Here is a 20,815-nt window from a genome sequence, read left to right as displayed (position 1 = left end):
ATGAAATATTATAAATATGATTCTTAAAAAACTGGTCCAGTTCGATCAATTTTTGCTTTAACGGAAGTTTTGAACTTAACATTCTTATATTCTTTGTCCCAATTTATTTTTTTCCATAAATTCGGATAAGTGCTAGATAAGATTCCGCCAATCCCTAAAGCGTCACAATTAGCTTCCAATAGTGATTTAGTGATTTCATTAGACTGTTTAGTAAGAATTTTTGAAACATCTTTATTTATTTTGTCTTTGTTAAGCTTTTCTCCTACCTTACCTGTATAACTAGTAATTGTTAAATCAATCGTTAAATGAAGACTACAAGTTATTTTATTAGTTTTTTTATCTACTTTTAAATCTAAATCTCTTTTTATTTTTTTTACTCTATATGAAATTGAACGATGGTCTCCTAACTGTACAACCATTTCAGCATATTTATTTAATCGATCCATTAGTAACAATAAAAGGCTTCCTTTTTCATTAGGTAAGCTAATTCCTGAAAATTTATCCCCATTAAATAGGTCTATTCCACCGATTGTAATTTTATCATCTTCGTCTTTTGTGACAAAAGGTAAAACGATATCTCGACCTGTATCTGTAATTTGTGTCCATGCTGTAAAAGCAGTTTCTTTAGGAATCTTTGTAGTATTTTCAGCAGCCTCTAGCCCTTTTAGAATCACAAATGCTATTGGGCTAGTTCCAGGATTGAGATTAATAATGTCTGAAGCCTTATTTTCTGCTATTACAACTCTAGTAGAAACATAGGCTTGTCTAGGTCGATAAAAAAGCTCTAAATAGGGATAAATCCCTTTTCTAGCAAGTTCTCTTCCGATTAAAATAATATGTGCCTTACTTACATCAATTAAGCCAGGTAGTTTATTGTTAATGTCAACTTCCATTCCAGATACACTAGGACGGTTTACTTTAACAAGTTCGTCCTTAACTTCAAACTGTCCTGCACCTTTATTTTCAATATTTAAAGCTCTAACTGTAGCTATTACATTATCGTTTTGATCTAAATCGAAGCTAATCCCATTAACCATTTTTTTATTTACTAATAGATTTTGATCCCAACAGCTTGTTAAAAATAAGATAAACAAACATAAGGTTATTAAAAGTGATTTTCTTATAATTGTTCACTCCTTTCAGTTTTCGAAATGATGAACGATAGACAAATCAGAATGAAAGGAAGTCCAAATACAACCACATAACTGAAATAAGTTACATATTTATCAAAGATAGCGAGTTGATCCTCATCCAATGGTATGAGTGTTATGAAAAAAATTAAGATGCCACTAATACATACATTTTTTTTAAATGATCTTTCATTACTGATACTTTTAGCTGATAAAAATAAATAAAGAATTACCGAGGTTGTCATTGGTACAATCCAGACCGATAAAAAGATCAAATCTAAGCGGTCAATCATTTCAAACGAAAGGGCTTTAAATAAATATAAAACAGGTTCCCTAATTTGCAAAAGTTGTGTTGGACTAAAGCTTAATAGGCAAATAAAAGTAAAATATGTATAGAATAATGTCACAGACAAATTAGCAAGGCTCACAGTTTTTAATATTCCTTTTTCAGTATCAAGCACAAAAGGAAAAATTAGTAAAAGACTTTCAAATCCCAATATTGAGAGTAATGATTTATGACTTCCTAAAATAATATTTTTTACTCCTGCTTGCCCAATAGGTCGAATATAGTGAAAATCTTTTGGTAAATAAAAGGTAAAAAACGATAGTAAAAAAAGAAGGATGATTAAAACGGATGCTAATACAAAAAATCTTGATATGATCCTTAGGTCACTAATTGTTAGATAAATGCTTGATAAAATAATAATTAGCGATAGTACCCACATAGGAGTTAATGGTAATAACCAAAGAGTGATGCTTCTGATAAAAAGAGCACAAGCCAGACTTCCGATCATAATAAAATAGATATAGATAACTAAGTTACAGAACTTTCCTACATATTTACCTAAAATTTTTTTTGTAATATCTGTATATGTAGCATTTGGAAATCTTCTTAGTAAAAGCCAGTATATGAATAATGTAATTTGGACTGCTACTCCTGCAATTATGGTAGAAATCCACCCGTCACCTTTGGCCGTACTTTGAACGGCATTTGGTAATGAAAGAAGTCCAATACCGATTTGACTTTGGACAATAAAAAAGTAGAGCTGTAATTTTGAAATCGAATTACTATTCGTTATCATTTTTTCTTCCACACCCTAGATATTCTTTGCTGTACAATCTTTTGGGGAACTGTATCAGTTGGTCGAGTATTTTGTTTCCATGAAGGGAGTCTAAAGAAAGTATCTTTTATATCTTCCTTTTTAAAAGGTGCCATCGGTGAAAAGTATGGCATGCCAAATGATTTTAATTTACACATATGCATAAAAATTAACATTAAAGTCAGAGTGATCCCAAAGAAACCGAGTACTGAAGCCATGATCATCGTCGGAAAGCCTAATAGCCTCATACTAGTACCCATCTCGCTAACTGGTGCTACAAAAGAAGCAATTGCTGTAAAACCAATTACAACAATCATAGTGTTTGATACTAAATGAGCTTCAACTACTGCTGTACCAATAACTAGCCCACCAACTATACCAATTGTTTGAGCAATAGGAGAAGGTAGTCTAATAGCAGCTTCTTTTAACAGCTCTAATATGATTTGCATTGCAAAAGCTTCTACGAGAGGTAGAAATGGTACAAACTCTAAAGAAACCCTAATCGAATAAAGAAGACCGATTGGTAGTATTTCAGAGTGGAAAGATACAATTGCAATGTATATGGCAGGTAAGCTAATTGCAATTATAAAACTAAATACCCTAATAATTCGAAAAAATGAACCAATCAACCATCTATGATTATAATCATCGGGGGCTTGATAAAAAGCGAAAAAGGTAATTGGAACAATAGAAACAGTTGGATTGCCATCTACAAGTAAATTTATTTTTCCGTCTAAAAGATAAGATGCAGCCCGGTCTGGTCTTTCTGTATTTAATACTTGTGGAAATGGTGAAAACGTACTATCCTCAATCAATTCTTCGAGTTGTCCTGTTGATCGAAGACTATCTAGTTTAAGACCTGAAATTCTTTCTTCTATGACCTCAACAAGTTTTCGATTTACAATTGAATCGATATAAACCATAGCAACCTTAGTATTTGTAATCGAACCAATCGTAAAATACTTAATCTTTAACTCAGGTGTACGAATTCTTTTTCTCAATAATTGTAAATTTGTATTAATACTTTCTACAAAACCATCGTGAGGACCATTAATATTTTGTTCATTAGCCGGTTCTTGAATAGCACGTTCCTTATCATCTGCTGCTGCTGCTAATTTTCCAATTGAACAATTTCCTTCTAAAATTAGACAAAACCCGTCTAATAAACTATCGCCTAATTCTGAAAGATTTGTTGAGTTTTTAATCTCAAACGATTTGACGTTATTGCCTGTTTCATCCTTTGTTTCTCTTAAAATAGGTTCAATAATAAATGATTGAAGTGCCTCAATTTTTATCATTGATTCAAGAAACAATATTGCAAAAATCTGAGCATTTTTATGAATAATCTTAACGATTAAATCTTCTGTATGGCATAAGTATTTTTGTATCATTTCAATATTATTTTTAAGATTGTTTGTTAAAACGTCATCATCTTTATATGAACTCATCGTTGTTGTTTTGGTTCTCATATTGATACCTCTTTGATGGAAGGTCTAATTGGCTTTATTCTTTCCAAAATTAGGTTGTGTATGCAATGTAGATTTATATAAAAAACATATATATGATTCAGTTTTTCAGAATAAAAAACGTAAAATATTAGTAATCTAAAAAGTAAAAAAATCGAATCTTGTAGAAATAAACTTGTTGACTTTTTGTTTTTTGCATAATAATATAAGGACAATTAATTTATATAAACATCTATAATTACTTTGCGTTGACGAAGAGTAGTAACGATTACGGAAACTAAAGAGAGCTGATGGTTGGTGTGAATCAGTGTGAAAGTAATCGCGAATGGACTTCTGAGCATTCAAACCGAACCTTAAATAAGTAGTAGGCTTTGGCGAGTAGTCTTCTCGTTACAAAAGACGGGTATTCAATGGAAAGTTGATTGGATATCGACAAAGCGAGCTGTTAATCAGCTAATGAAGGTGGCACCACGGGTCTCTCGTCCTTTTTTTAAGACGAGGGGCCCTTTTTGTATTTCTTTAAAATTAAATAATAATAAATCGCTGAGTAAGAAGAGTAAATATTGGTGAATGTCACAGAGAGTTAGACAATGGTGGGAGTCTAATACAGGAACCTTTATCGAATGGGCTTACGAGAGGCATCTTGAACAATAAAGTAGGGATGCACGGATTTCCACCGTTAAAAGGATAGGGTATCGGAATTGCAACTAATTCCCGTATCCGAAAAGTGGGATCCAGATAAATCTGATCCAATCTGAGGTGGTACCGCGGTAGCAACTAATCGTCCTCTATATGCACAATCTTTGTGCGTATAGGGGACTTTTTTTTATTCATTATTAAACCTTTGGAGGTCGAACAAATTGTCAGTACAAAACAAAGCAGAAATAATCATTGAGACGATAATGGGGGATTTGTTTACACCAATTTCATTATTTAAAAAATTGAACGCTAGTAAAAAGTTTCTATTTGAAAGCTCATATAAGCATAAAGATTCTGGCCGTTATTCATTTGTTGGTTCCAAACCAGCTTTTGAATTGATTGGAACAAATCAAAGTAGTCAAATCATCTATAAAAATGGCAAAAAAGAAGAGTTTGTTGGAAATCCTCTTTTAAAACTGAAAGAGTTACTACCAAAGCAGGATTATTCAGAGGGATTGGATATACCTTTCATTGGTGGGGGAATCGGGTATGTAGGATATGATATGATTCGTCAATTTGAAGAGATCGGTGATGAGCTGGAGGACGTTATCGGAATGCCGGATCTCCATTTAATGTTTTTTGAAGTCATTATTATATTTGATCATTTGGAACAGAAAATTCATTTGGTTGGAACAAAGCTTTCCGATGAAACAACATTAGAAGAATTGAAAAGCGAAATTCAGAAGTATAAGCAAGTAATTTTATCTAACTCAAATCAAGAGGAGGGAGTTAAACCAGTTGTATTTTCTACTTTTGAGTCTGAAGTTAGTAAAGCAGACTATATGTCTAAGGTCGAAAAGGCGAAGTCATTTATTCAAAAAGGAGATATTTTTCAAGTCGTTCTATCACATCGAATGGGAGCAAAATTTGAGGGGAATCCATTTGATTATTATCGAAAATTACGAATTCAAAATCCGTCACCTTATATGTATTATATCGACTTTGGTGATAGCGTTGTTGCGGGTACTTCCCCTGAAAGTTTAATTAAAGTGAAAGAAAATCAGGTTATAACAAATCCAATTGCCGGTACGAAAAGAAGAGGGAAAACGGATGAACTAGACTTAATAATCGAAAGGAATTTATTACAGGATGAGAAAGAACTCGCTGAGCATAAAATGCTTGTTGATTTAGGAAGAAATGATCTAGGAAAAGTTTGCGAGTTTGGAACAATCAAATTAGATAAATATATGAAAGTTGAAAGATACAAATATGTAATGCATATCGTTTCCGAAGTTAGCGGCCAATTAAAAAAACCACATACTTCACTTGATGCTCTTATTGCTTGCTTACCCGCTGGTACCGTATCTGGAGCACCTAAAATTAGAGCAATGGAAATCATTAATGAATTAGAGAGTTCCAAGCGAGGGGTATATTCTGGTGCAGTAGGTTATGTATCCGCTAATGGAAACCTTGATTTTGCATTAGCTATTCGAACGATGATATTAAAAAATCAAATGGCCTATATTCAAGCAGGAGCAGGTATTGTTTATGACAGCAAACCCGAACAAGAATATGAAGAAACCATTAATAAACTAAAAGCTTTTTTGGAGGAAAATCATGATTTTAATAATAGATCACTATGATTCTTTTACTTATAATCTTTATCAATTTTTAGGAGAGCTTGGCGAAGAATTGATAATCGCTAGATATGACAAAATTTCGATTGATGAAATAAAAGTAATGAATCCAAAAGCAATTATTCTATCTCCAGGACCTGGTAAACCCGAAGAGAAACAGGAAACAAATGAACTCATTCAAACTTTTTATAAGACTATCCCAATACTAGGGATTTGCTTAGGGCACCAAGCAATTGGTTATGCATTCGGCGCAAAAATTATTAAAGCTGGACAAATCAAGCATGGTAAAACATCAAAAATTAGGCATGATGGAAGTAATTTATTTGCCTACATGTCTCAACCGTTAGAAGTTATGCGATACCATTCACTAGTAATTGAAAAGGAAACGATACCGCCATTATTTGAAACGTTAGCATTCGCTATGGACGATCAAGAAATCATGGCCATTAAACACCGAAAATATCCAATCTACGGAATGCAATTTCATCCGGAATCGATTGGAACAGAATACGGAAAACAACTTTTATTAAACTTTTTAAATGAAATAAAGGAGGAATTAAAAAATGAAAGAGTACCTTCAACGCTTAGCTAACCGTGAGTCGTTTAAAGTAGAAGAAATGCAAGTAGCTGTCGGTAGGATTCTACAGGATGATCAAATATCAGATAGTGAAATTGCGGCATTTCTAATTGCTTTAAAAACAAAAGGTGAAACAGTAAACGAAATAGCAGGACTAGTAAACGCGATTCGAAATCACACGGTCGGATTTACTAGGAAGTTTCATAATGTCATTGATAATTGTGGGACTGGTGGAGATAATTCATCGAGTTTTAATGTTAGTACAACATCAGCGTTTGTTATTGCGGGGAGTGGAATTCCAATTGCAAAACATGGAAATCGTAGCATGTCTAGCAAAACAGGTAGTGCTGATGTATTAGAACAATTAGGTGTGGAGCTATCGATTCCAACACAAGCTTCCGAGGAGCTTTTAGATGAAATAGGAATTACCTTTTTATTTGCTCCATATGTTCATCCACGATTGAAAAAAGTTATGAAGGTTAGACGTGAGCTACAAATTCCGACCATTTTTAACTTAATTGGACCTTTAACAAATCCAGTTGAATTAGAGACCCAACTATTAGGAATTTACAGAAGAGATTATTTAGAAGTTTTTGCAGAAGTGCTAAATAAATTAGGACGTAAACGAGCGATTGTATTAAACGGTGCAGGGCATCTAGATGAAGCATCGTTAGCTGGTGAGAATCATATCGTCCTATTAGAAAATAATGAGCTGAAAAAGATGACACTTCATCCGGAAGAAGTCGGATTAACTTATTACCCTAATACAGAAATCAAAGGTGGAGATGCAAAGAGGAATGCGGATATCCTTCTTCGAGTATTAAAAGGAGAAAAAGGAGCTTTTAGGGATACGGTTTTATTAAATGCTGGTTTAGCAATTTATACTTCAGGAATTGTCAATCAAATTACAGATGGTATTAGGAAGGCTGAAGAAAGCATCGATTCTGGTGCAGCTTATGATAAATTACAAAAACTAGTTGAAAAAACCAGCAAACTAAAAAGAGAGGTTATTTAAATGGAAACCATTTTAGATCGAATTATTTCTCAAAAACAAATCGAAATTAAAAGTTTAAGAGCTATTAGTCGAAAAATAAAGAATGAAACAAAGAATCTATCATTAATTGAAAAGTTAAAAGCTGCAGACCATCTTTCAATCATTGCAGAGTTTAAACGGGCATCCCCATCAAAAGGTGATATTAATACAAATCTTAATCCGGCAGAACAAGCAAAGAAATATGAAGAAAATGGAGCAGCCGCAATTTCTGTTTTAACTGATACAACTTTCTTTAAGGGTTCCTTTAAAGATCTGAAAATCGTGCGTGATTCCGTAAATATTCCTATATTGTGCAAGGATTTTATTATCGATCCAGTTCAAATAGATATCGCAAAAGAGCATGGAGCAAACATTATACTACTAATTGCTGCAGCATTACCTTTTATAGAACTAAATCATTTATATCAATATGCTAAGCAGCATAATCTTGAAGTTTTAATGGAAGTACATGACGAGGAAGATTTAGAAAAAGCACTAAAAATTAGGCCAGGACTATACGGCATTAATAACCGAAACTTAAAAACATTTGAAGTGAATCTGGGTGTAACAGAAAGATTAGCACCACTTATTCAAGCAGATGGAGGATTCATTATTAGTGAAAGTGGAATTTTCAATCAGTTTGATGCAAAACGTGTAAGGGATGCTGGCGCAAATGGAATTTTAGTCGGAGAGGCACTAATGAGGAGCAATGAATTATCATCAAACATGAGTGAGTTGATGGTTCCTATATTAAAGGAGGCTAAGCAGTGAAAGTGAAAATTTGTGGCATTACCGATTTAAAAACAGCGAAAAGTGTAGTAAACGCTGGAGCTGATGCAATTGGTTTTGTTTTTGCAGAAAGTAAACGTCAAATTGAAATTTCTGAAGCAAAAAAAATCATTGAATCATTGCCAGAATCGGTGTTAAAGGTTGGCGTTTTTGTAAATGAAACAAGGGAGACATTAGAATCAATCTACGAGGAAATTGGCTTGACACATCTTCAGCTACATGGAGATGAAACCCCAGAATTTTGTCGTTCATTATCTTTTCCAGTAATCAAAGCATTACGAGTTCAATCGGAAAAGGACGTTGAAAAAATCGCAGAATATGATTGTGATTATATTTTAGTTGATAGCCCGAGTGGAAAATATCGTGGTGGAAATGGAACAACGTTTAACTGGGACCTTGTTAAATCAAAGAAAATAGATAATTTGATTCTAGCCGGTGGACTGACGATTGAGAATGTAATACCAGCATGTGACGTCGTAAAACCAATAATGGTTGATGTAAGTAGTGGAGTCGAAACGAACGGGAAAAAAGATGAAGAAAAAATAAAAAGTTTTATAAAAAAAGTTAAATTAGGAGGAATTTAAATGTCTACGTACACACTGCCAGATATAAAAGGTCATTTCGGTATTTATGGAGGGAAATATATACCTGAAACGCTTGTTCAAGCCATAAGTGAATTAGAAGAAGCTTATTCAACTATTAAAGATGATCCAACATTTATGGAGGAAATTGATCGATTATCAAAGGATTATGTAGGTCGCCAAACACCTCTTTACTTTGCAGAAAATTTAACTAAGCATGCTAACGGAGCCAGTATTTATTTAAAACGTGAGGACTTAAATCATACTGGTGCACACAAAATTAACAATGCGATAGGTCAGGCATTACTTGCCATTCGAATGGGTAAACGAAAAATTGTTGCTGAAACAGGAGCGGGACAACACGGTGTAGCAACTGCAACAGTTTGTGCTCTATTAAATTTAGAATGTGTTATTTTCATGGGAGCTGAGGATGTACGAAGACAAGAACTGAATGTTTTCCGAATGGAATTACTAGGCGCAAAAGTGATTAGTGTTGAATCAGGAAGTGCGACACTAAAGGATGCAGTAAATGAAGCACTTCGCTACTGGGTGGCAAATGTAGATGACACTCATTATTTATTAGGATCCGTAATGGGACCACACCCTTTTCCAATGATGGTACGAGATTTCCAAAGTGTAATTGGAAAAGAAACAAGACAACAATTTTTAGAAAAGGAAGGTAAACTTCCTGATGCAGTAGTAGCTTGTATTGGCGGAGGAAGTAATGCCATTGGTATGTTCCATCCATTTATAACGGATGAAAGTGTAAAGTTATTTGGAGTAGAAGCGGCAGGGCATGGAATCCAAACTGATAAGCAAGCAGCATCTTTAACAAACGGTGTTCCAGGTGTATTACATGGTGCACTAATGTATTTACTTCAGGATGAAGATGGTCAAATACAAGAAGCACATTCAATTTCTGCGGGGCTAGACTATCCGGGGGTAGGTCCTGAGCATTGCTATTTGAAGGATATTGAACGAGTAAAATATGAATCAATCACAGATGAAGAAGCACTTGATGCATTCCAATTACTAGCAAGATTAGAAGGAATTATCCCAGCATTAGAAAGTGCACATGCAGTTGCATACGCAATAAAGCTAGCAGCAACGATGAAGCAAGATGAAAACTTAGTCATTTGTTTATCAGGTAGAGGCGATAAAGATGTTCATACTGTTCGTGAGCGATTAAAGGAGGGCAAATAATCATGTTAAATCGAATTGAATTCCAATTTTCAGAACGACTTAAAAAAGGTGAAAAGCTATTTATTCCATATGTAATGGCAGGAGATGGTGGCCTTGAAGTATTAGGAGGAAGACTTGCTTTACTAGAAAAATTTGGCGCATCAGCAATCGAAATAGGTATTCCATTCTCAGACCCAGTAGCAGACGGACCAGTCATTCAACAGGCGGGAATTCGAGCATTACAAGCTGGTACAACTTTAAAAGCTGTACTTGAAAAAATAAAAGAAGTTCGTAAATTAATTTCTGTACCTTTAATTGTCATGACATATATGAATCCCATATTAGCTTATGGAATTGACAGATTCGTATCTGACCTTCAGCAAGCGGGAGTGGACGGCTGTATTATTCCCGATCTACCAATCGAAGAAGAAGAGATTATCATTCATCAACTTGAAGAATTTGGGGTAGAACTAATTCGATTAGTCACAATGGCTACACCAAAAGATCGAATCATTAAAATTGCTGAAAGAGGAAGAGGTTTCTTATATACAGTAACAGTAAAAGGGATTACCGGTGTTCGAAATGAGCTAGACGCCAGCCTCTCATCTTTTTTAAAAAGCGTTAAAGAAATTAGTAATAAACCTGTAATAGCTGGATTCGGTGTATCTAATCCAGAACAAGTAAAGGAATTAAGTAAAGATTGTGATGGAGTCATAGTCGGAAGTAAAATTGTTGATTTATTTAATCAAAATAAAATCAATGAAATTAAACTTTTAATGGAATCAAGTTTAGTAAGCGAGGAAGTAATTTAATAAAAATGAATCAGGCCATATCTGTGGCCTGATTTTTTTATGGTACTTATGTTTTATGGGGTATTTTCTCGCTCTTAATATGCTTAGCGATATAAGATAGCTGAATATGGGGAATATCTTTCTGTTTTTTTAGGTGTTTAGTTGAAAGGATTAATTTTCGATTTCAAGAATTTAATTGCGATTATCGAATTTTATCTGCAGTAACATAATTGACGAATGATTCAAAAGTATCCACAAATATGGACTGTTCCTAAAAAAATCAATGACAAACTATCCACTAATTTAGTAGTTCTCCACATTTTTATAAGAAGTTTTCCACATAATAGCATGTATCCGAAAAATATCTCACACCCACTTAAATAGAACTACAAACTATCCACAGAAATATAGATGATTTAAACAGTTTTCCACAATTGCAAAATACACTCATTTTTCTTTCTAGGACATATGTCCTTCCCAAACAACCACCCAATATCGTTTAATAATGAAGAAATCAATATGTCAGGGGAGAAAAAGATGAAAGGAATTATACTAGCAATTGTTGGTGGAGCACTTATTACACTACAAGGAGTAGCAAATTCACAAATTAGCAGTGATATTGGTACTTGGCAAGCAGCTACAATTACGCAGTTTACAGGTTTTATAGTAGCTTTATTCGTTCTACTATTAATAAAAGATAAAAAATTAGCTGATGTTAAGAAAGTAAATCCAATCTATTTAACAAGTGGAGCACTTGGAGCATTTATTATTTTTGGTAACGTAACAGCGATACACCTCAATGGAGTTACATTTTCAATATCAACCCTTTTAATTGCACAGTTAAGTTACACTTTTATCAATGATAGTAGAGGCTGGTTCGGAGTAAAAAAGCTAAATATTAGTCCGTCGCAATTTTTGGGAATTGGTATGATGATAATTGGTGTAGTCGTGCTAGGATCTTAAAAGTAATTGCTGGAGGTGAAGTTAACTTGAAAGTTACTAGTGATATTGAACAAATTAATCAATTTTTAGCTGAACTTCATATTGAAGATGTCTTTAATGAGGATTTAAAAGCTCATATGACTCTTCATCGATTCATGCAAGGTGAGCTTATTTGTTCCCAAGGAGACTTACCACAAACTTTGTTTGTTTTAGTAAAAGGTAAAGTTAAAGTTTATACAACTACAGCAGAGGGTAAAACATTAATTCTTTCATTTAAAAAGCCCCTTGAATTAATTGGCGACATTGAATATGTAAGAGGTTCAAATTATATAAATACGGTTGAGGCTGTTTCTGAGGTTGAAATGATTGCTGTTGATTATCGATGGCTAAAAAAATTTAGTAAAGACTATGCACCATTTCTTCAGTTCTTACTAGACATCATCACGGAAAAGTTTCATATTAAGTCGAATGCGATGAGTTTTAATTTAATGTATCCAGTAGAAGTTCGGCTAGCGAGTTATCTATTATCAGTTTCATATGATGAAACGAATTCTTTACTTATGGATAATTTAAGAACGATTAATCTTAAAGATGCAGCGAATCTGATCGGAACAAGTTATCGACATGTTAATCGAGTAATTCAACAGTTCTGTAAGAATGACCTAGTGGAGCGGAAAAATGGGGGGATTCTTATTAAGGATCGAGCTGGTTTGAGTGTTCTTGCTAGTAATAATATTTATGAATAAAGTATTTTATTTTTGGAGGTGTGAATTTTGCTTTATGGTTTAATATTATCTTTAATTTCAGGAGCACTTATTGGTTTACAAAATATATTCAATAGTAAAGTAAATGAGCGGACAGGAATATGGGTAACGACAACATTTGTATTAGGAATGGGCTTTTTAGCCTCTTTTGTAATGGGTCTACTATTTGAAGGTAAGCAATTATTTGTTTTGAATAATATGAAAAATTGGTATTGGATCAGCGGAATTGTCGGTGTAGGTGTTGTTTTCTGTTTAACGAAAAGTACTAGAATTTTAGGGCCAACTTATGCTATATCACTTGTTCTTACTTCTCAATTAATGTTTGCATTATTATTTGATTCTAGAGGATGGCTTGGACTTGAGAAAGTTCCATTTTCTTCTAAGCAATTAATTGGTGTTTTGCTAATTATAAGTGGTATATTAATTTTTAAATTAAATGGAATTAGTTTTAAACGGATTAAGCTAGTTAAAAATGAATCTAGTAAAATATGAATTAAATAAATAGAGATGGGGAAATGTTATGAAAACATACAAAACATTATTATTAGATGTAGATGATACATTATTAGATTTTGGTGCAGCAGAAAAAGTAGCATTACAATCTCTATTTAAGGATCAAAAATTACCATTAACAGATGAAATAAAGTCAAGGTACAAAGAAATAAACCATGGACTTTGGAAGTCATTTGAAGAAGGTAAAATAAGTCGAGATGATGTGGTTAACACACGTTTTTCAACTTTATTTAAAGAGTTTGGTATTGAAGTTGACGGTTTTCTGCTGGAACAGTCTTACCAAAGTTATTTAGGAGAGGGAAATCAATTAGTTGAAGGTGCGTATGAATTACTTACAAGTCTTCAGAATGAGTTCGATCTATTTATTGTCACGAACGGAGTTTCAAAAACACAATATAAACGTTTGAATGCGGCTGGTATTTTTCCTTTCTTTAAAGACATTTTTGTTTCTGAAGATACTGGTTATCAAAAACCGATGAAAGAATACTTTCAATATGTATTTGATCGAATTCCAAATATTGAATTAGATAAGACACTTATTATTGGCGACTCATTTAGCGCGGATATAATTGGTGGGGCAGGGGCAGGAATTGATACTTGCTGGGTCAATCCAAAAATGATTTCAAATGGTTCAGATGTAGTTCCAACCTATGAAGTACAAAAACTAGGTGAACTTTATAAGATATTAAATCTAGAAGAGAAGGTATTAGTTACTTCATCTAACTAATAACGCTTAAAAAACAAAGATTTCACTCGAATTTTTAATTAATTTTTGAACATTTTTTACACTAAAAAAGCAAAAAGTTATATACTTTTTGCTTTTTTTGTTTTTATAAACTAGAAAATATTGGAATAATAATCATTGACACTGATAATCATTATCATTTAATATGATAATGTGTTTCGTAGTGATAATAATTTTCATTATCATTTATTTGAAGTTAAATGAAATTATTAGAGGATGTGTAGATATGATTAATATTCAGAACAAAGAAGATCTAACAAATTATGATCAGTTAGATCAAGAAGAGTTAAAAACTTTGACCTATCTTCAAAGCGAAAAACCTGAATTATTGGTAGGCTATCTTTCTAATGTGAAAGCAGGAAGAAGAGGAATTTTTCAACGTCTTTTCCAAGCGTTTATAAGAGAAAAGTTAATACCAGATGAAAGAATTTCTTGGATAAATAGTGAAGTGTCAAAAATTAACGTAAATCTACCTAGTGGAAGACTTCTGCAAGTTTCTGTTAGCAAATTACACTCACTTGGAAGATTCGATCTAACTGGTGATGTATGTGTTATTGATAATTCATTAAATAACGATCTAATGCATCCTGTTGAACTGCTTGAGTTATTAAAGAATGAAGGTATGTTGGGGGAAGCAACTACAGAGCAGTATGAACGATTTAAACACGAAATTCAAAATGGTGTAGCTAATCTAACGTTGGCTCTAACGGGGGCTACAATCAATTATCAAGAATTAGCGGAAAAGGCAAAACAATTTTCGATAGATTCTTCAATAGAATGGGCTCTACATCAAAAGAAGCAGGACAAGGAATTTAGTCCACTTGCATTTTTTGAGCAATGTGTAGTTGAAGGGCATCCTTTACATCCTGGAGCAAAAACAAAGTTTGGCCTAAGTGTCGAAGAGGTAATTCAATACTCACCTGAATGGGGTGGCAAACCAGAAGTAGTCATTATTGCAGTATTAAAAGACTTTTGTCGAACGACATCCATCGATGAAACTACTGTTACAAATTGGTTATTTAAAGAGTATGAAAATTTACAGTCTGTGAGTGAAGAGGTATTACATAATAGAGGCTTACAGCTTAGTGATTTTGAACTGATACCAGTTCATCCATGGCAATTTGAAAATACATTAAATACATTTTATGCAAAAGAGATTATGCAAGGAAAAATAATTCCAATCAGTGATTTTGTTATTCCAACTCAATCATTAGTTTCATTTCGATCTTTAGCTCCTACTCAAAAATTAGGGGAGAAAAAACATCATATAAAAACGGCAATTAACGTGCAAACGACAAGTGCTATTCGTACTGTATCACCTAATTCTGTCGTAAATGGTCCGATACTTTCAAAAATATTTAAAGCTATCCAAAAAAAGGAATATGGATTAGATGGGAGATTTATTGTGCTAGAAGAACGAGCGGGAATTCATTTTAAGCCCGAAAGTATAAATATTTCTGAGGAAGAGCAATGGAAACTTCAAGCAAATTTAGCATCTATTTTAAGAGAAAATCCCGAAAACTATGTTCTACACGAGGATGAAATTCCAATGGCTGCAGCATCATTAATTTCAAAATCTCCAATAAGTAAAAAGCCAATTGTGATCGAGTTAATTGAAAAATTAGCTATTGCAAATCATTTAGATGATATGAACGAGGCTGCAAAACTATTTATTCGAAAATATGCAAGAACGTCGTTACCTGGCTTTTTAACAATGATGGTACGTTATGGAATTAGTCTGGAAGGTCATATGCAAAATAGTGTTACGGTCTTTAGAGAAGGTGAGCTAGTACGCATTTTAGTGAGAGATTTTGGTGGAATTCGAATACTTCCATCAAGAATGTGGAAACAAGGATTTGAAGCAGAATTTTATCCTGGTTCAGCAATAGTTACTGATGAGGAAAGCCAGTTACATAATATCATATCGTATTCTGTTATGCAGAATCATTTTGCTGAGTTAATCACTTGTATAGTTCGTACATTAGAGTTCGATGAAGAAGAGTTGTGGGAAGAAATTGTTAACATTAGTAGAGAGATATTCAAGGAATTAAAAAAGGACCCCACGATTAAAGTACAAGCAGCTACGGATGAAAAAGCATTTTTTCAACCATTGATTAACCTAAAAGCTTTGGCAACGATGCGATTACAAGGAGATAGTACTTCTTATTCATTTATGAAAGTTCCAAATCCAATGAGTACTGGAAAGGAGTATTCGGAGAATGAGTAAAAGTTTAACCCAAGTAATAGTAGAAAAAGATTTTTTATATGAATCATTTGAAAAGCTACGTAACGGAGAACTTTTGACAGATGAATCAGACAATCTTACTTTTTTAGTAGGCAATACACCAAATTTAATTCCAAATTATATGGTAAACCTGGAAAAAGGAAGACGTGGTATTTTAAACCGACTCGTTGGTTCAATGTTAAGAGAGAACTTACTTAATTTTTCTACAAACTCACATGATTTATATGTTATTGATTCCATCTATGCATTAAATGTACCAGCTATCACAAGCTTTTGGAGAATGGTTATTCAACAGGTTCAATCTTATAACCTACAATCAGGCAAAACATATAAACTATATTCTCTTAATGTGCATGGATGTTTGGTTATTCCTGTAAGTCGTACTTATGCGTTTAATCGAATTGAGATCGACGGTGAAATATTATTTGTTACGGAGAAGGAAGTAAGACCAATAAATCACTCGGTTGAACTGTTAGAAATTGTTCGTCACAAAAAAGAGTTCCAATACGAAGGTGAAAAGTTTGCTTGGGAGCAGTTTGCTAAGGAACTGATTAATGGAAGTGCCAATCTTGCATTATCCTATGCATATTGGGATCAAAAGAAAAAAGAGCTTCAAAAGAGAGCTTCAGAATTTAAGATTACGAATGTTTTAGACTGGGTACTGTTACAGAAAAAATTAGATTCAGCATTTGACAGTAGCTTATTTTTTGAACAGCTTTCGGTTGAAGGGCATAATCTTCATCCAGGTACAAAGACGAAAATCGATATGAAAGCTAAGGACGTTTTTCAATATGCACCGGAGTTTAATGGAGTGGCTACAATTCAATTTGTCGGCATTTTAAAAGAGTGTGTGGAATGGTGTGTGAAAGATGAATTTGAAGAGGATGCAAATAAACTACTATTTAAGGTTTATCCTGAGTTAAGAAAAGTAGTTGAGCAACAATTTCAGGTACAAGGCCATCGTATAGAAGACTATGTAATCGTTCCAGTTCATCCATGGCAACTAGAAAACGCTATTCCTGTAGTTTATAAGCAAGAATTGAATGATCAGACTATTGTTCCAATCCGATCTTTTCACGTTCCTTGCGGATCAACATCTTCTTTCCGAACTGTTGTACCACTAGGGAGTAAGGAGTCCATAAACTATGCAATTAAAGTTGCGATTAATAGTCAAATGACCTCAACTGTTCGTACAATTTCTGCAAATACTACAAATAATTCTACAATTTTTACTAGATTAATAAAGTCCATTATGGAAAAAGAACCGGTGTTAAGAAAGCAGTTTGTACCAGTTTATGAGGTTGCTGGTTACAATTTCAAAAAAGAACATGATAAGCAAAAAAATAGTAATTTATCTGCAGTATTACGCGAAAATATTGAGTCATTTACTTTCAATGATGAAGTTGCAATTGTCGGAAGTACACTATTTTCAGAATCACCAATTTCTGAAAAGACGATTGTCTCGGAATTAATTGAACTGTTTGCTAAAACAAAAGATGAATCCTCAATTAGACAGGCTGCTTATCAATTTGTTTCGGAATATGCAAATATTGCGTTACCTGGATTTTTGACTTTATTAGTAAAATATGGAATCGGTTTAGAGGGACATTTGCAAAATAGTGTGATGGTATTTAAGAATGGTCAACCTGTCCGGATGCTTTTCCGTGATTGGGGTGGTCTACGAATTTATAAAGATAGGCTTAAGAAAAACAATCTAAATGTTGAGCTTTACCCAGGTTCGATAACAGCGACAAATGATTTGAAAGAAGTGCACAATAAATTGTTTTATACTGTATTTCAAAACCATTTAGGCGAGTTAATTTTACAAGTTTGTAAGGAGTTCGGTCTAAATGAGAGAGACCTTTGGCAAGAAATTCATCAAATCTGTAATCGAGTTTTTGACAAATTAAAAGCAAACCCGACCTTGACAGAAAATGTAGCATGTGACCGCGAAGCTCTCTATCAAATGAAGGTTGAGCACAAGGCACTTACCAAAATGCGACTAGATCCTACAAACAAAGGATATTCTTACGCTAAAGTACCAAATCCTCTTCATGAATTTAAGTAAAAGGGAACGAATTTAAAATGACACAAATCGAAGTACAGAATAAAAAGAATTCGCGTTTTGCTTTTCAAACAAAATCCTTCAATACTTTTATGATGGGAAGCTTAATTTCAAGAGTTGGAGATTGGATGGATTTAGTTGCATTAAATTGGGCTGTCTTACAATTTACAAATTCACCAATTCATTTAGGCATTATGAACGCTTGTAGATTAGTTCCAACATTTTTATTAAGTGTTCCAGCGGGAATGATGGCTGACAGGTTTGATCGTCGAAAATTGTTAATATGGCTTCAAGTAGGAATGATACTGTTAACATTTTTGATAGGATTTCTTGTTGCAATGGGCCCAGCATTTTGGCTATTTTCACTAATTGTGACGCTGCGGTCAATGCTTGCAGCCATGGATCCACCAATTCGAAATGCGCTAATACCAAACCTTGTACCGGAAAGTTCAATGGCGAGCGCACTAGTAGTTAATACAATGATTATAAATCTATCGCGAATTATTGGACCTGCAATTGCTGGTATCTTGTTAGGTATTACAAATATAGCAAATTTATTTTATCTAAATGCTTGGGGTATATTTGCCGTCTTAATCTCTTTAGCTATTATTCGGGCTGATTACCAATCGATTAAAGATAAAGATAAAGATAAAGATGCAAAAATAACTATAAAAGAAGCTGTCGATTTCGTAAGGAAGAAGCCATCAGTCCAGTCATTGCTTATATTAGCAATTGTTCCAATGGTATTTGGTTTTCCATATACGACAATGACGCCACTGTTTGCTAAAGAGTTATTGCACCTCGGTCCTGAAGGATTTGGTGTTTTATTGTCGATTTCTTCCATTGGCGCAATAATTGGGACAAGCTGGTTATCCTTTGTAAAAGAGATTCATGAGACGGGTAAATGGTTAATTTATTCAATTATTGGATTCGGCCTATCACTGCTTTTATTTATTTGCACAAATAATTATCTAGTTGCAGGTTTGGCAATGTTCCTAGTTGGTTTAACGAGTCAAACATATAGAACACTGAGTCGAATTACACTACAAAAGCAAGTTCCAGATCATCTCAGGGGAAGAATTATGAGTATAGCTTTAATGGATCGAGGATTTATTCCACTAGGTGCACTATTAATTGGAGCAATAGCATCAAGTTTGGGAATTCTCTGGGCGGGAAGTGTAATGGGACTTGGCTGCATCTTAACCACTTTAATGATTGTGTTGAAAAGAAGAGAAATCTTAAAAGTATAACTTTATTATGATTAGGAGTGTATGAAAATGATCGCGAATATTGTGCAAACACAAAGTCAGGAGCAAGATCATCCATTTTGTGCTTATCTATATGACCTAACAAAATTACGAAATCATGTCAATTCATTAATGACAACTCTTCCTTCAAGCTGTCGATTATTTTATGCAATAAAAGCAAATTCAGATGAAATGATTCTTAAAGCATTGGCACCAATTGTGAATGGTTTTGAAGTAGCCTCGTTAGGAGAAATTGAAAAGGTAAGAAATATTAATCTTAATATACCAATTCTATTTGGTGGCCCTGGAAAAACACGTTCAGAAATTGAAATGGCAATAGAGTATGGAGTAACCTTGCTTCATGTTGAAAGCTTACATGAAATAAAACTCGTTAATTATATAGCAAAGAAAAAAAATGTCTCCGTTTCAATATTATTACGAGTTAATTTACGTCATTCTGTACCGTCAGCTAAATTAAAAATGGCTGGAGTGCCAACACAATTTGGTATTGATGAGATAGAAATAGATAAGGCGATTTCCTTAATAGAAGGATTACCTAACATAGAATTACAAGGTTTCCATTTCCATGCCATGTCGAATAATACAGATTCAAAAACACATGTTTCTTTTGTAAATCATTGCTATGAATTGACAGAAGAGTGGAGTAGTAAGTGGAATTTAGACATTAAATATGTAAATGTTGGTGGAGGAATTGGTATTAATTATTTACAGTTAGATAAGCAATTTGATTGGGAAGATTTTACGGAACAATTGGAAAAATTACTCGAAAAACATCATGACAAAAGTTGGAATACTTTATTTGAGTGCGGTCGATATATTACTTCTTCGTGTGGCTATTACGCAGCGGAAGTTCTAGATATAAAAAAAAATCACGGTGAGTATTTTTGTATTCTACGAGGTGGAAGTCATCACTTAAGACTTCCTGCAGCTTGGAAGCAAAGCCATCCATTTACCGTCATCCCAGTAGAAAAGTGGCCATATCCTTTTGAAAGACCTGAAGTTATCGATGAAAAAATTACAGTAGCCGGAGAACTTTGTACACCAAATGATGTATTAGCTAGAGAAGTCATCATTTCTAAATTACGGGTAGGAGACATCTTGTTATTTAGCTATGCGGGAGCGTATGGCTGGGCAATCTCACATCATAATTTTCTAAGTCATCCACATCCAGAACGAATTTATTTAGACCGTGATTCTTTAATTAAACAGTATGACTTTGTAAATGAAGGAATGTCTTTTAATGCGAAAACTTAAAAAATTTTCTCAGTTTTAATCGCATATTGATCTACAAATTAGAAATAATTAATAAAAATATAATTGACTATCACGCAAAATACCCTTATTATCA

General features: G+C 33.6%; 18 protein-coding genes and 2 other annotated features. Of the genes, 15 read left to right on the top strand and 3 right to left on the bottom strand.

Annotated elements, in window-relative coordinates:
- Window positions 1–23: 23 nt before the first annotated feature.
- The 3 genes from RAH41_RS12395 to RAH41_RS12385 are packed head-to-tail and all read right to left on the bottom strand — an operon-like array spanning window position 24 to window position 3,699.
- The gene (locus RAH41_RS12395; protein ID WP_331223036.1) at window positions 24–1,106 is read right to left on the bottom strand and encodes a Ger(x)C family spore germination protein; all 1,083 of its coding nucleotides are present in this window, start codon (window positions 1,104–1,106) and stop codon (window positions 24–26) included.
- Window positions 1,107–1,120: 14 nt separating this feature from the next.
- On the bottom strand, window positions 1,121–2,212 hold the full coding sequence (locus tag RAH41_RS12390; protein ID WP_331222785.1) for a GerAB/ArcD/ProY family transporter: 1,092 nt from the start codon (window positions 2,210–2,212) through the stop codon (window positions 1,121–1,123).
- Window positions 2,209–3,699: a spore germination protein gene (locus tag RAH41_RS12385; protein ID WP_331222784.1), complete on the bottom strand. Its 1,491-nt coding sequence runs from the start codon at window positions 3,697–3,699 to the stop codon at window positions 2,209–2,211. Before RAH41_RS12385 ends, RAH41_RS12390 begins: the two co-directional genes overlap by 4 nt.
- A 236-nt stretch (window positions 3,700–3,935) precedes the next feature.
- Window positions 3,936–4,186, top strand: a binding site (T-box leader).
- 44 nt (window positions 4,187–4,230) lie between these two features.
- Window positions 4,231–4,488 (top strand) — a binding site (T-box leader).
- Window positions 4,489–4,598: 110 nt separating this feature from the next.
- Here RAH41_RS12385 and trpE point away from each other — a divergent pair.
- The 15 genes from trpE (at window position 4,599) to RAH41_RS12310 (ending at window position 20,721) form a co-directional block, all read left to right on the top strand.
- Window positions 4,599–5,978: an anthranilate synthase component I gene (gene trpE, locus RAH41_RS12380; RefSeq protein ID WP_331223035.1), complete on the top strand. Its 1,380-nt coding sequence runs from the start codon at window positions 4,599–4,601 to the stop codon at window positions 5,976–5,978.
- Complete coding sequence (locus tag RAH41_RS12375) at window positions 5,953–6,564, top strand: aminodeoxychorismate/anthranilate synthase component II (RefSeq protein WP_331222783.1); 612 nt, start codon at window positions 5,953–5,955, stop codon at window positions 6,562–6,564. Before trpE ends, RAH41_RS12375 begins: the two co-directional genes overlap by 26 nt.
- Window positions 6,536–7,564 (top strand): anthranilate phosphoribosyltransferase, encoded by a 1,029-nt coding sequence (trpD, locus tag RAH41_RS12370; RefSeq protein WP_331222782.1) that lies wholly within the window; start codon window positions 6,536–6,538, stop codon window positions 7,562–7,564. The genes RAH41_RS12375 and trpD overlap by 29 nt, the downstream gene beginning before the upstream one ends.
- The gene (gene trpC / locus RAH41_RS12365; protein WP_331222781.1) at window positions 7,565–8,353 is read left to right on the top strand and encodes an indole-3-glycerol phosphate synthase TrpC; all 789 of its coding nucleotides are present in this window, start codon (window positions 7,565–7,567) and stop codon (window positions 8,351–8,353) included.
- On the top strand, window positions 8,350–8,955 hold the full coding sequence (locus RAH41_RS12360) for a phosphoribosylanthranilate isomerase (protein ID WP_331222780.1): 606 nt from the start codon (window positions 8,350–8,352) through the stop codon (window positions 8,953–8,955). The genes trpC and RAH41_RS12360 overlap by 4 nt, the downstream gene beginning before the upstream one ends.
- A complete protein-coding gene (gene trpB, locus RAH41_RS12355; RefSeq protein WP_331222779.1) occupies window positions 8,956–10,155 on the top strand; it encodes a tryptophan synthase subunit beta in 1,200 nt (399 codons plus the stop codon).
- A gap of 2 nt (window positions 10,156–10,157) precedes the next feature.
- Window positions 10,158–10,946, top strand: coding sequence for a tryptophan synthase subunit alpha (gene trpA / locus RAH41_RS12350; RefSeq protein ID WP_331222778.1), 789 nt, complete (start codon window positions 10,158–10,160; stop codon window positions 10,944–10,946).
- Between the two features lie 516 nt (window positions 10,947–11,462).
- Window positions 11,463–11,888, top strand: coding sequence for a DMT family transporter (locus tag RAH41_RS12345; RefSeq protein WP_331222777.1), 426 nt, complete (start codon window positions 11,463–11,465; stop codon window positions 11,886–11,888).
- A 26-nt stretch (window positions 11,889–11,914) separates the two neighbouring features.
- Entirely contained in the window at window positions 11,915–12,613 is a 699-nt protein-coding gene (locus RAH41_RS12340) for a Crp/Fnr family transcriptional regulator (RefSeq protein ID WP_331222776.1), read from the top strand.
- Window positions 12,614–12,640: 27 nt separating this feature from the next.
- Window positions 12,641–13,123 (top strand): DMT family transporter, encoded by a 483-nt coding sequence (locus tag RAH41_RS12335; protein ID WP_331222775.1) that lies wholly within the window; start codon window positions 12,641–12,643, stop codon window positions 13,121–13,123.
- 28 nt (window positions 13,124–13,151) lie between these two features.
- Window positions 13,152–13,871, top strand: a complete 720-nt coding sequence (locus tag RAH41_RS12330; protein WP_331222774.1) for a YjjG family noncanonical pyrimidine nucleotidase — start codon at window positions 13,152–13,154, stop codon at window positions 13,869–13,871.
- Window positions 13,872–14,115: 244 nt separating this feature from the next.
- Window positions 14,116–16,116, top strand: a complete 2,001-nt coding sequence (locus RAH41_RS12325; RefSeq protein ID WP_331222773.1) for an IucA/IucC family protein — start codon at window positions 14,116–14,118, stop codon at window positions 16,114–16,116.
- A complete protein-coding gene (locus RAH41_RS12320; RefSeq protein ID WP_331222772.1) occupies window positions 16,109–18,202 on the top strand; it encodes an IucA/IucC family protein in 2,094 nt (697 codons plus the stop codon). The genes RAH41_RS12325 and RAH41_RS12320 overlap by 8 nt, the downstream gene beginning before the upstream one ends.
- Before the next feature lie 17 nt (window positions 18,203–18,219).
- Window positions 18,220–19,449 (top strand): MFS transporter, encoded by a 1,230-nt coding sequence (locus RAH41_RS12315; protein WP_331222771.1) that lies wholly within the window; start codon window positions 18,220–18,222, stop codon window positions 19,447–19,449.
- Between the two features lie 27 nt (window positions 19,450–19,476).
- On the top strand, window positions 19,477–20,721 hold the full coding sequence (locus RAH41_RS12310) for a type III PLP-dependent enzyme (protein ID WP_331222770.1): 1,245 nt from the start codon (window positions 19,477–19,479) through the stop codon (window positions 20,719–20,721).
- The last annotated feature ends 94 nt before the right edge of the window (window positions 20,722–20,815 follow it).

Source organism: Gottfriedia acidiceleris (assembly GCF_036421055.1).
Taxonomy (GTDB): domain Bacteria; phylum Bacillota; class Bacilli; order Bacillales; family Bacillaceae_G; genus Gottfriedia; species Gottfriedia acidiceleris_C.
The sequence above is the reverse complement of the archived record's forward strand: the minus strand, read 5'-3'. Positions and strand labels throughout refer to the sequence as shown.

Coding starts and splice junctions, on each gene's coding strand:
- RAH41_RS12390 (WP_331222785.1), bottom strand. CDS start 2,212: ATGATAACGAATAGTAATTCGATTTCAAAATTACAGCTCTACTTTTTT.
- RAH41_RS12385 (WP_331222784.1), bottom strand. CDS start 3,699: ATGAGAACCAAAACAACAACGATGAGTTCATATAAAGATGATGACGTT.
- trpE (WP_331223035.1), top strand. CDS start 4,599: ATGGGGGATTTGTTTACACCAATTTCATTATTTAAAAAATTGAACGCT.
- RAH41_RS12375 (WP_331222783.1), top strand. CDS start 5,953: ATGATTTTAATAATAGATCACTATGATTCTTTTACTTATAATCTTTAT.
- trpD (WP_331222782.1), top strand. CDS start 6,536: ATGAAAGAGTACCTTCAACGCTTAGCTAACCGTGAGTCGTTTAAAGTA.
- trpC (WP_331222781.1), top strand. CDS start 7,565: ATGGAAACCATTTTAGATCGAATTATTTCTCAAAAACAAATCGAAATT.
- trpB (WP_331222779.1), top strand. CDS start 8,956: ATGTCTACGTACACACTGCCAGATATAAAAGGTCATTTCGGTATTTAT.
- trpA (WP_331222778.1), top strand. CDS start 10,158: ATGTTAAATCGAATTGAATTCCAATTTTCAGAACGACTTAAAAAAGGT.
- RAH41_RS12345 (WP_331222777.1), top strand. CDS start 11,463: ATGAAAGGAATTATACTAGCAATTGTTGGTGGAGCACTTATTACACTA.
- RAH41_RS12330 (WP_331222774.1), top strand. CDS start 13,152: ATGAAAACATACAAAACATTATTATTAGATGTAGATGATACATTATTA.
- RAH41_RS12325 (WP_331222773.1), top strand. CDS start 14,116: ATGATTAATATTCAGAACAAAGAAGATCTAACAAATTATGATCAGTTA.
- RAH41_RS12320 (WP_331222772.1), top strand. CDS start 16,109: ATGAGTAAAAGTTTAACCCAAGTAATAGTAGAAAAAGATTTTTTATAT.
- RAH41_RS12315 (WP_331222771.1), top strand. CDS start 18,220: ATGACACAAATCGAAGTACAGAATAAAAAGAATTCGCGTTTTGCTTTT.
- RAH41_RS12310 (WP_331222770.1), top strand. CDS start 19,477: ATGATCGCGAATATTGTGCAAACACAAAGTCAGGAGCAAGATCATCCA.